This is a genomic window from Occallatibacter sp. (genome assembly GCF_035317045.1).
GTDB lineage: Bacteria > Acidobacteriota > Terriglobia > Terriglobales > Acidobacteriaceae > Telmatobacter.
In genome coordinates, this window is the sequence record NZ_DATHHT010000001.1 from 25,306 (window position 1) to 34,498 (window position 9,193).

Sequence of the window (9,193 nt, forward strand, 5' to 3'; positions counted from 1 at the left end):
CCTCAACATTTCCGGCACGAATCCTCCAGCGATCCTCAAGACTTCACAACTGAATCTCGGCTACTGTGTCCCTGCAGTCACAAATCACTTTCCCCAAAGGAGATCGCCACCATGCTCGCCGCCTCAAAATCCCAGGTCCTCGTTCGTCTCATCTCGCTCACCATCCTAACCGCTTGGTTCGCAGCCCTCATCCCCCTCCACGCTGAATCCCCTGAATCGGCATCCCGCCACCGTCTCGAAGGCGCATGGTGGGTCACTGTCACGCAATACGACTGCACAAGCGGAGTCAAACGCCCGTCATTCTCGTCGATTCTCCTCTTCTCCCGCGGTGGCACCGTCACTGAAGCCACTTCCAATCCCGGCTTCCTGCCCGGCCAGCGCAGCACAGGATTCGGCATCTGGTCCGAGTCAGAACACGGCACCTACTCGGCCAGCGACGTCGCATTCATTCTGTTCACCGGCGGACCCTTTCAGCTGGGATCACAGAAACTCACCCACACCATTACCCTCGACCGCGATGCCGACTCCTTCACTGATGAGGCCAAGGTGCAGTTCTACAACGCCTCCGGAACTCTCCTCATGGCCGGCTGCGCCTCCGCCACCGCCACCCGCCTCCAATAACCCCATTCAGAGCCAACCAACAACAGGGCGGATCCCAAACATCCGCCCCAATCCCCGTTCCCAGATTCCAGTCCCTATCCCCTAATCCCTAATCCCTAGTCCCTACGTCCCTAGTCCCTACGTCCCTAGTCCCTACGTCCCTATTTCAGCTCTCCGCATCTCACCTAAAGCAGCACCCGCATCTGGAGAGACAATGAACCCCACGTCCACCGCACGCATCCTCATGCAACTCTGGTTCATTGCCGTCGCGGTCCTGGCCATCACGGTCCTCTATCTCGGCAAAGTCCTCCTGCTCCCCTTGGGATTCGCCATCCTCTTCGCGTTCCTTCTCGCTCCCGTTGTCGCCGGCCTTGAACGCCTGCGCCTTCCGCGCCCTATCGCCGCCATGGCCGTAATCCTCGTATTCGCCGGCCTCCTCTGTGTCGCTACCTGGAGCCTCTTCACTCAGCTCGTCGCCATCACCAACGACCTGCCCACCTACGGCGGCAACATCGCGCAGAAAATGCAAACCCTCCACAGTCCCAGCAACTCCGCCTACAGCCGCGCGCAACGAGAAATCCAGCAGATCAGCGAAGAGCTTGGCATCGCCAACTCCACCGGCGCCATCCCGCCGCCAGGACAGGCCGACGCCAATCCCATCGGCACCACCCCCGAACACCCCGTCCAGGTTCGCGTCGTCGGCCGCCCCACGGGACGCCTCGATCAACTCGGCGGCATCATCGAGCCCGCCACCACCGCCCTGCTCGCCGTCGTCTTCACCTTCTTCGTCCTCCTTCAGCGCGAAGACCTCCGCAACCGCCTCATCCATCTCTCCGGCAATCGCAACCTCTCCCGCATGACCCAGGCCATGAGCGACGCCAGCCGACGCATCTCCCGCTACTTCCTTCTTCAGGTCGCCGTCAACATCGTCTATGGAGCCATCGTCTGCGCAGCGCTCTATTTCATCGGACTTCCCCACGCCATCCTCTTCGCAGCACTCGCCCTCATCTGCCGCTTCGTCCCCTACGTCGGAGCCCCCATCGCCGCGCTCACCCCCACCCTGCTCTCCCTCGCCGTCTTCCCCGGCTGGACTCACACCGCGCTCATCTTCGGCCTCTTTGTCGTCCTTGAAATCGTTACCGCCAACTACGTCGAGCCCCGCGTCTACGGCCACCACACCGGCCTCTCCTCCCTCGCCGTCCTCATCGCCGCCGCTTTCTGGACACTCATCTGGGGCCCCGTCGGCCTCATCCTCTCCGTCCCCCTCACCGTATGCCTCGTCGTCATGGGCAGCCACATCCCCGCGCTTGAATTCCTCGCCGTACTCCTCGGCGATCAGCCCGTCATCCCGCCCTACACTGCCTTCTACCAGCGCATGCTCGCACACGACGAACGCGAAGCCTCCGACATTCTCCAGAACTCCCTCAAATCCGAATCCCTCGCCGCCGTTTACGACTCCATCCTCATCCCCGCCCTTACCCTCGTTGAAATGGAGCGGCAAAAAGGAGAGCTCGAAGAAGCCACCGTCCGCTTCATCCGCACCAGCACCTCCGAAATGGTCGACGAATTAGGCTTCCGCGCACTGGAAGAAAAAAATGAGTTGGCCCACTCCGCGTCAGACGCCGCCAGCGCAGTCCCTACGTCCCTGGTCCCTGGTCCCTCGGGTAGTTCTTCCGTCCCTCCGTCCCTAATCCCTGGTCCCTCGGTCTTAGTCATTCCCGTCCGCGACGGCTCCGACGACCTCATCTCCACCATGCTCACCCAGGTCCTCGACCAGGCCGGATTCCACTCCACCTGCATGCCCATCCAGCGCATCGACGAAACCGTCTCCGCCGTCGCCGAGCAGAAGCCCGACCTCGTTTTTCTTTCCGGAATGCCGCCCGTCGCCATGGCCCGCGCCAACCGCATCTTCCGCAGTCTCCGCTCCGCCAATCCGGCCTTGAAGATCATCATGGGCATCTGGCACTATAACGAAGATCCCACCCGCGCAGCGCAAATGATCAGCCGCACCGAAGACCTTCACATCTCCACATCATTAGCGGATGCCATCGCAGAAGCCCACGCCCACACAGAACCCCACCCCGCCGTAGAAGATCCCCTGGACAATTCCCCCCACCTCGTGACCACCCCCACCGACACCGCCGCCTAGCGCGCACGATTTCCGGCACCAAATCAAGATGTGTCATCCTGAGCGCAGCAAGACTCGGTGAGTGAGCGTTGCACGTTTCACCTAGTCCCGATGGAAAAAAAAGCACGAACTGAACTCGGTGACTCGCTGCCAGGACATAGGGGATTTCTCGCGAAATCCGTAACGCCCCATCCTCCCCAATCACTATTAGAAAAGGCGGAGAGAACAATCCCCCTCACGCGTGCCCTCACCCGTGAAATCCCGTTCCCTCCGAGAAGGTGTCCCATGTTCCTTATCAACGGATTCACGCGTTTTGGTACAGTCGACGGCCTCGGCGACGAAGAAATCCCATGGTATCTCGCTCCCTACGTGCGCGATTTCGCCAACCTCGCCAAAAGCTTTGCCGTCAGTGAAGCCCAGCGCGGCACAGCCGAGGTCGAACCCGCCCTCGCCGTGCTCACCCAGCGACTCGCGCAAACCGCCGCCGTCGCCCACGTCGTCGCCCGCGTCAAAGGCAACGAAGGATTCGCCGCCGGCGTCAGCGCCACCCTCGCAGCCGACATCGACGAATACTGCGGAACCCCGCCCCGCCCCAGGCACGTAAACCAGGCCGGCCTCGCCGTGTCCCTGATCGCCGCCAGCCTCCCCGCCAGCGATCCAGCAAAAGCCGCACTAGTCTCCCAAGCCGAACGCCTCCAAAACCTGAGAGGCCAGCTCTCCGCAGCCGCATAACCGCGGATTCCTCATGCGGCATCCCCAAGCACGGCGCGAGTCGCAACCCCGACTCGCGCCCATGCGATCCCACACCAACACCAGGTCTCTTTCACCACGCCCCCCAACGCCCGTCATAACGAACACCACTAGCACTCACGGCGTGTCATCCCGAGCGCTCCGGGGTCCCGGCGACAGGTCTTTGTCGCAGGGGTGATAAGTCGAGGGACCTGCAGTTGCTTTTCCCTTTGCCGTATCAGGCAAGACTTTAGTCGTGCCAATAACAATCAATCAGGAGTCGGTCAGGCCCCGAGCACAGCATCGAGCACCACAACCCTGGGTGCCCCATGTCTCGCCTCCGAGACATGGGATCTGGAACTCCATGCACTGGACAATCCAAATAACAGCGGCACTCACTCCCAATGAAATAGAAGCCGTGTCATCCTGAGCGAGTCGAAGGATCTGCGGATGTCGCCCGCACCACCACCAACCTGGGTGCCCCATCTATGACGCGCGTCTTTTTTCGAACAGAGCTTGGGCGGTGCCGACATCGTGGATTGGAAAAGAGATCGCGATATCCCATTTCTTCGCTGCCTGATCTGCTGATTGGCCCATTGTTCTTTCCATGCCATCACGATACTTAGTATTTTGGAGGTACGAGGTTATTTCTGAGCGTTGCCATCGCTCTTGGTATCCAGGAATCGCGACCCATGTCCAATCGTCACCCTGACCCCGCCCAATCCGCCATCAGCATCTTCGCCGCCAACGAGCGCCTGAACCAGCTCCTCATCGACCATCTCGCCCCCGCCGTCTGGACAGCCAAACCACCCGGCAACGTCCGCACCATCGCGGCGATCTTCACCCACGTGCACAACGTCCGCAGGAAATGGATCAGGCTATCCGCACCGCATCTGAAAATCCCCGCACAACTCAACCGCGCCGCCTGCACGCCGAAGCAGGCACGCAAGGCACTGGCTGAGAGCGCGGCACGCTGCGAAGACATACTTTCCGAAGCGTTGCAAATTGAAAACGGAAAAAGCGGAGAAGGGAATCATCCGCCACGCATCACCCACTTCGTGCGCGACGGCTGGGCCAAACCCTGGCCCGCCGGCCCCGGGCTCTCAACGCAAATGCTCTGCTACATGCTCGCGCACGAAGCGCACCACCGCGGCCAGGTCTCAATGCTTGCCCACCAGCTCGGCCACCCTCTGCCCAAAGCCGTCACATCCGATATGTGGAATTGGGAAAAGCTGTGGAAGCAAAGCGGCACATCAAGGAATTCACAGTTCTAAGTTTTAAGGCACAACTCTCGGTTGTCAGGTAATGGAACTTCGGCCTCATAGCTTGCTACGGCAGCACTGATGGTCGAGTCCAAAAACCAACGCCGGCACGACTGCCCGCGTAATACTGACAACTGTGAGCGAAGAGCTAAGAACTCACAACTGTCCTTCACCGCTCCCCATCCAACGGCTGCACCCGGTTCGTCCCCTGGTACACGCTCATCAACTTGCGATCGGCGTCCTTGAGATCGGCGACGGTCATTTCGGTGACCTTCCCCGTAGTCGTTTGTTTAGCTGGCTCAGATTCGGCACAATAAATAGTCGTAACAATAATCATCTTCGTACCTCTTCTTTTCTATTCAGATCTAAGGCGTCTCTACGACTGCGTCTAAAAACCTCTGTCCTATTGGAGCGTTTGCCGCGCACGGAAGATGCACATATGCGCAGATATTTCTCTGCCGCCATCAAGTCACCTGTCAATTTATTTCGTGATTGAGGCAACCGCGAAGAATCAAAATGCGATTGCGCTATCAAGGAAAACAGATGGTACCCACCCGATCACAACTCCATACCAATGTTCTCTAATCTCTGTTCCCTTGTTCCCTGTTCCTACTCCGAATCAATCGGCAGCACGCGATTCTTGCCCTCGTAGATGCTGAGCCACTGGCGCGACGCATCCTTCAGCTCAGCGGCCTCCTGCCACGCGGGTTCGTGTGCCTCACCCTGGGTTGGATCTTCCGCTTCAGCGATGTAAATGGTCGTAATGATCAGCATTGGGGAACCTCTGCGTTAACAAGTTGGACACCCAACAGGCAAAAAGGACTCGAAAATCTGTTCCAGCCCGTCACTTTCTACGCCGTCTTGCGTTCCATCTCGGCGATTCGCCCGGCTAGAATGCGCTTTAAGTCGGCAATCTGGGGCGTTTCGTCTCGTTCACTCTCAAGCCCGTCAAGTGTCTCGCGCAGCCTCGAGAGTGTCTTGCGAGTTGGGTTAATCTCTTCGACCTTGCGATTTGTAAAGAACGACATGTTACGCCGCCTCCGCTTGCGATACGCGCTCTGCCTGAACATGGATGCCGCACCGCGTCAAGCTCTCCGCCTCACGGATGCGCACCAGCAAATGCCGCCGGATCGCCGCAACAGCCTCTGCATCGCCAAAGTCAGGACTGCGGTCGAAGTGCTGCAGTTGTGTCTGGAGCCGATGCAGCAAATCCGTGTGTGAGAGCCGTTTCATATGACGAAACAAATAGTGCCATGTTTCGAAAGGTAAGGAAGTGATTTAGGTCACGCTATTGTTGATTTTGATTCCCCGCGCTGGGACGCTCGCCCGCCCCGCCGCACACTAGGTAGACGCGATAGATGCCCCAAATGCCGCGAAAAAGCGACAAAACGTGCCAAATTGCGCCCGGTCGCTTTCGGGGATAAACATCAATAAGCCAACAGCATATATTCGACGCCCGCTTCTCCCAGGAAGCGCCCTTTTTGATCCCTCCCGGGCAAAGCAAAAGCCCCGGCGTTTGCCGGGGCTTTTTGTTCAAAGACCGAGATTTACATCGCAGCTACAAAATCGGGAACCATCGTTGCCGCGCTCTCCTGCAGCAACTGGGTCATTCTCGCTGCCATGCCGGTGTACATTGAAGCCGCACGGAACGCATTCACTCGAACGCCCTCGCTCGCATGGCTGAATGCATACTGTGCCAGCGCCATCAGGACGCAAACTTTAATCTGCATCGCATCGCTGCGCAGTGTCTCCACCAGCACGCGATCCACATTTTCGCAATGCCGTGTCGCGTAATCTGCCATCTCCAGCATGACCCTGGCATTCTGGAACATCACCCATAGACCGCGCGGACCTTCCATGCGTGTCCACGTATCCTCAGGCGACGCGTTTAATCCTTCCTTCCACAGGAACTGATCGCTCAACTCGCGCGCGCTCCAGTCAGGACGAAGCCGCATCATGAGCGACTCCCACGATTGCGAATTGCGGCGACGAACACTCAATCGCCAGCGGCCCAGATACAAGGCAACCACAAGAACTGCACCGAGTTGAAGCAGCGGGAAGATCATGAGTAGTCCTCAGTCCGGTCTTTGGTAACTGTTCTGTCATTCCGTGAAACGCCGGACAACATTTCACTGTTCCCTACACTTCTATCAGAAACTACACGGTTTGTGGATGTTTTTTTCTGCATTTCCCCGCTATTCCCCCATCCAAGGGTAATCCATACCACTGGTCACATCAGTAACTTAAAGTAATCGGTCCAGGGAGTAAATGACACTTTCGGGTCGCAGAATGGCCGGAAGGGATCAATCTGAAGCTCTTTTAAATGAGTGATTTGAAACACAGGGAAATGGGTGATTTCAAACACAGGGAGAAGCGGAGGAATTTGGGTCAGGAGGCCATCGGGTCAGTGGTTGTTACGCCTTCCGGGTTTAGATCCCGATTCGTTCGTCATGGCCACCCGTGCAGCCCGTGCGTTGCCGGCCACCGCCAGCAAGAAATTCTGCATCTGCGGCGTAAACTGGCGCCGCTCGGGCACTTCCTGAACAAAGCTGAAAACCCAGTAAACCAGTGAACCCGTGTAGCACGCGCTCATCATCTGGTCCAAAAGATGGTACTGCCGGTCGAGACCCGGGCTGCCAGCCCCCAGATTCCAGTGCAGAATTCCAACGGTGATGCTGGCTAGCGCATAAAAGCCGAAGCCGGTGGCGATCTGGAGTTCACGATCACGCCAGCCGATCGACAGTAACTGGCTGAAACCCGCCAGGATCAGAAAGAATAGAAGCCGCATTGCGGAGACGGTGAACACAAGATGTGCGTAGGTCTGAAAGTCCCCTTGAAGTTTGTCGAACCCTGGGAATTTCACCAGGAACCAGATTAGGACACCTGCCAGGCCGATAAATGCGGCCACTGCCAGCATTGCCCATCGCGGAAGGAGAGAGCGAACCGGCTTCAGCACCGACATCGAAATCTCAATCAGCACACAGAACATAAAGAACGAATCGATGATCGTGCTCGCGAGAAACACACGAAGGGTGGTGTTTGGGAAGTGCCGAATCAGCAAAAACCCGCCCAGGTCATTGAGCAGGCTCCATGCAATATAGGAAAAAAAAAGGGGAAGTAGTTTGTATATCCTCTTATAAGCCAGCAAGCACAGGATGACCGCTTCGGTGAAACAACCGAGAAGAATGAGTGCGGAATCCAGAACCGGCCTCCGTCTCCTGTAGAAATCGACTGAAGACCCTTGTAGTTTAGCAGTCCTGTTTCAAATCCCGTCGAAGCTGCTTAAACGATAGTTACCAATTTGTATACCGGCCGTGGCCCCACCAGAACCGGCGAAGCTTTGTAAACCGGCCTGGGTCCTACGAGCACAGGCGAACTGGCCATCTTGTAAACCGGAGCAGGCCCTACGAGCACAGGCGAACTGGCCATTTTGTAAACCGGAGCAGGTCCTACGAGAACCGGCGAGGCTTTGTAAACCGGAGCAGGCCCTACGAGAACAGGCGAACTGGCCATCTTGTAAACCGGAGCAGGCCCTACGAGAACAGGCGAGCCTTTGTAAACCGGAGCAGGCCCTACGAGAACAGGAGAATTAGCGGCAAACCCGCTCTGCGCGGGAAGAGAGTGCGTGGTTGGCGCTGCAGCCGCTGTGATAGCCGACAGAGCAACAGCCGAACCAAGTGCCACGCATGAAACTTTCAACCATGACGAAGACATTTTGTATACACCTCAGGGTGTGTAACGAAACCTGTTGAGAGACTAATGCAGACCGCTCAGTTCCGTACAACAAAAGTACTGAGGTCACATGAAAAAAAATGAAGATAACGCTTACTCATACCACATCATGGGAAATCGCCCCCTTCGCCTGCATAAAAGGTCACGTTACGGTGCATCCGGCCTCAACTCCGCCCTCGGCTACAATCTTTGCGACGGCTATCGCGGTGAATGCGCTTGCCTTCAATCGACTTTCGCGATTGGCGGTAGAGCTCTTTTCAGGCGCGAAAAGCCCGCTTCTTCCGAGGAGATGGCTTGATCCCCACGTTGCGCAGTCAATTCAATGCCGCGTTCCATGAATCGGCGTATTCCGAGCTGCTGGCGCTGCTCGATCGGCGCTGCGGCGGTCCCATCCAGTTTCCGGTGGCGGAAACTCCGATCTTCGTTCCCAGAGTTCTCCTTGAGGAGATGGCTGAACAGGGGTCCATGCTGGCTCTCTATCTCATCGCCGATGCGCCGTATCTCGCCGCTGCCCGCAAGGCCATTCCCGACGGCTACTGCGTTCCAAACGAGATGCCGCACCCACACTTTCTGACCGCCGACTTCGCGCTGGTGCGCACCGCCTCCGGTGAATTGGCCTCTCGCCTGGTTGAAATTCAGGCCTTCCCGTCGGTCTTCGCCTATCAGGCTGAACTCTCCTCTGCCTACCGCGAAGCCTTCTCACTTCCTCGATCGCTCGGCACTTTTCTCGGTGGACTCAACG

At 57.7% G+C, this 9,193-nt stretch carries 11 protein-coding genes and 1 pseudogene; 5 read left to right on the forward strand and 7 right to left on the reverse strand.

Annotated features, from left to right (window positions below):
* Positions 1 to 111 precede the first annotated feature (111 nt).
* The 4 genes from VK574_RS00120 to VK574_RS00135 all read left to right on the forward strand — a co-directional run bounded on the left by VK574_RS00120 (position 112) and on the right by VK574_RS00135 (position 4,731).
* A complete protein-coding gene (locus VK574_RS00120) occupies positions 112 to 621 on the forward strand; it encodes a hypothetical protein (protein ID WP_472797718.1) in 510 nt (169 codons plus the stop codon).
* Positions 622 to 814: 193 nt separating this feature from the next.
* Positions 815 to 2,749: an AI-2E family transporter gene (locus tag VK574_RS00125; RefSeq protein ID WP_472797719.1), complete on the forward strand. Its 1,935-nt coding sequence runs from the start codon at positions 815 to 817 to the stop codon at positions 2,747 to 2,749.
* Positions 2,750 to 3,013: 264 nt separating this feature from the next.
* Positions 3,014 to 3,460: a hypothetical protein gene (locus VK574_RS00130; RefSeq protein ID WP_472797720.1), complete on the forward strand. Its 447-nt coding sequence runs from the start codon at positions 3,014 to 3,016 to the stop codon at positions 3,458 to 3,460.
* Between the two features lie 689 nt (positions 3,461 to 4,149).
* A complete protein-coding gene (locus tag VK574_RS00135; protein WP_472797721.1) occupies positions 4,150 to 4,731 on the forward strand; it encodes a DinB family protein in 582 nt (193 codons plus the stop codon).
* A gap of 157 nt (positions 4,732 to 4,888) precedes the next feature.
* Here the strand turns inward: VK574_RS00135 and VK574_RS00140 are convergent, their stop codons facing one another.
* The 7 genes from VK574_RS00140 to VK574_RS00170 form a co-directional block, all read right to left on the reverse strand.
* On the reverse strand, positions 4,889 to 5,056 hold the full coding sequence (locus tag VK574_RS00140; RefSeq protein WP_472797722.1) for a hypothetical protein: 168 nt from the start codon (positions 5,054 to 5,056) through the stop codon (positions 4,889 to 4,891).
* 272 nt (positions 5,057 to 5,328) lie between these two features.
* Entirely contained in the window at positions 5,329 to 5,493 is a 165-nt protein-coding gene (locus VK574_RS00145) for a hypothetical protein (RefSeq protein ID WP_472797723.1), read from the reverse strand.
* A gap of 77 nt (positions 5,494 to 5,570) precedes the next feature.
* Positions 5,571 to 5,747: a hypothetical protein gene (locus tag VK574_RS00150; protein ID WP_472797724.1), complete on the reverse strand. Its 177-nt coding sequence runs from the start codon at positions 5,745 to 5,747 to the stop codon at positions 5,571 to 5,573.
* 1 nt (position 5,748) lies between these two features.
* Positions 5,749 to 5,952: a hypothetical protein gene (locus VK574_RS00155; protein ID WP_472797726.1), complete on the reverse strand. Its 204-nt coding sequence runs from the start codon at positions 5,950 to 5,952 to the stop codon at positions 5,749 to 5,751.
* A gap of 314 nt (positions 5,953 to 6,266) precedes the next feature.
* Positions 6,267 to 6,785, reverse strand: coding sequence for a hypothetical protein (locus VK574_RS00160; protein WP_472797727.1), 519 nt, complete (start codon positions 6,783 to 6,785; stop codon positions 6,267 to 6,269).
* A 338-nt stretch (positions 6,786 to 7,123) separates the two neighbouring features.
* Entirely contained in the window at positions 7,124 to 7,780 is a 657-nt protein-coding gene (locus tag VK574_RS00165; RefSeq protein ID WP_472797728.1) for a hypothetical protein, read from the reverse strand.
* Between the two features lie 221 nt (positions 7,781 to 8,001).
* On the reverse strand, positions 8,002 to 8,433 hold the full coding sequence (locus tag VK574_RS00170; protein WP_472797729.1) for a hypothetical protein: 432 nt from the start codon (positions 8,431 to 8,433) through the stop codon (positions 8,002 to 8,004).
* Between the two features lie 312 nt (positions 8,434 to 8,745).
* Here VK574_RS00170 and VK574_RS00175 point away from each other — a divergent pair.
* A pseudogene (locus VK574_RS00175) lies at positions 8,746 to 9,193 on the forward strand (hypothetical protein); the annotation flags it as partial.

What these genes read in the sequence shown, in the direction of transcription:
- VK574_RS00135 (WP_472797721.1), top strand. Translation starts at nt 4,150, where the DNA reads ATGTCCAATCGTCACCCTGACCCCGCCCAATCCGCCATCAGCATCTTC.
- VK574_RS00170 (WP_472797729.1), bottom strand. Translation starts at nt 8,433, where the DNA reads ATGTCTTCGTCATGGTTGAAAGTTTCATGCGTGGCACTTGGTTCGGCT.
- VK574_RS00125 (WP_472797719.1), top strand. Translation starts at nt 815, where the DNA reads ATGAACCCCACGTCCACCGCACGCATCCTCATGCAACTCTGGTTCATT.
- VK574_RS00160 (WP_472797727.1), bottom strand. Translation starts at nt 6,785, where the DNA reads ATGATCTTCCCGCTGCTTCAACTCGGTGCAGTTCTTGTGGTTGCCTTG.
- VK574_RS00130 (WP_472797720.1), top strand. Translation starts at nt 3,014, where the DNA reads ATGTTCCTTATCAACGGATTCACGCGTTTTGGTACAGTCGACGGCCTC.
- VK574_RS00150 (WP_472797724.1), bottom strand. Translation starts at nt 5,747, where the DNA reads ATGTCGTTCTTTACAAATCGCAAGGTCGAAGAGATTAACCCAACTCGC.
- VK574_RS00140 (WP_472797722.1), bottom strand. Translation starts at nt 5,056, where the DNA reads ATGATTATTGTTACGACTATTTATTGTGCCGAATCTGAGCCAGCTAAA.
- VK574_RS00155 (WP_472797726.1), bottom strand. Translation starts at nt 5,952, where the DNA reads ATGAAACGGCTCTCACACACGGATTTGCTGCATCGGCTCCAGACACAA.
- VK574_RS00145 (WP_472797723.1), bottom strand. Translation starts at nt 5,493, where the DNA reads ATGCTGATCATTACGACCATTTACATCGCTGAAGCGGAAGATCCAACC.
- VK574_RS00120 (WP_472797718.1), top strand. Translation starts at nt 112, where the DNA reads ATGCTCGCCGCCTCAAAATCCCAGGTCCTCGTTCGTCTCATCTCGCTC.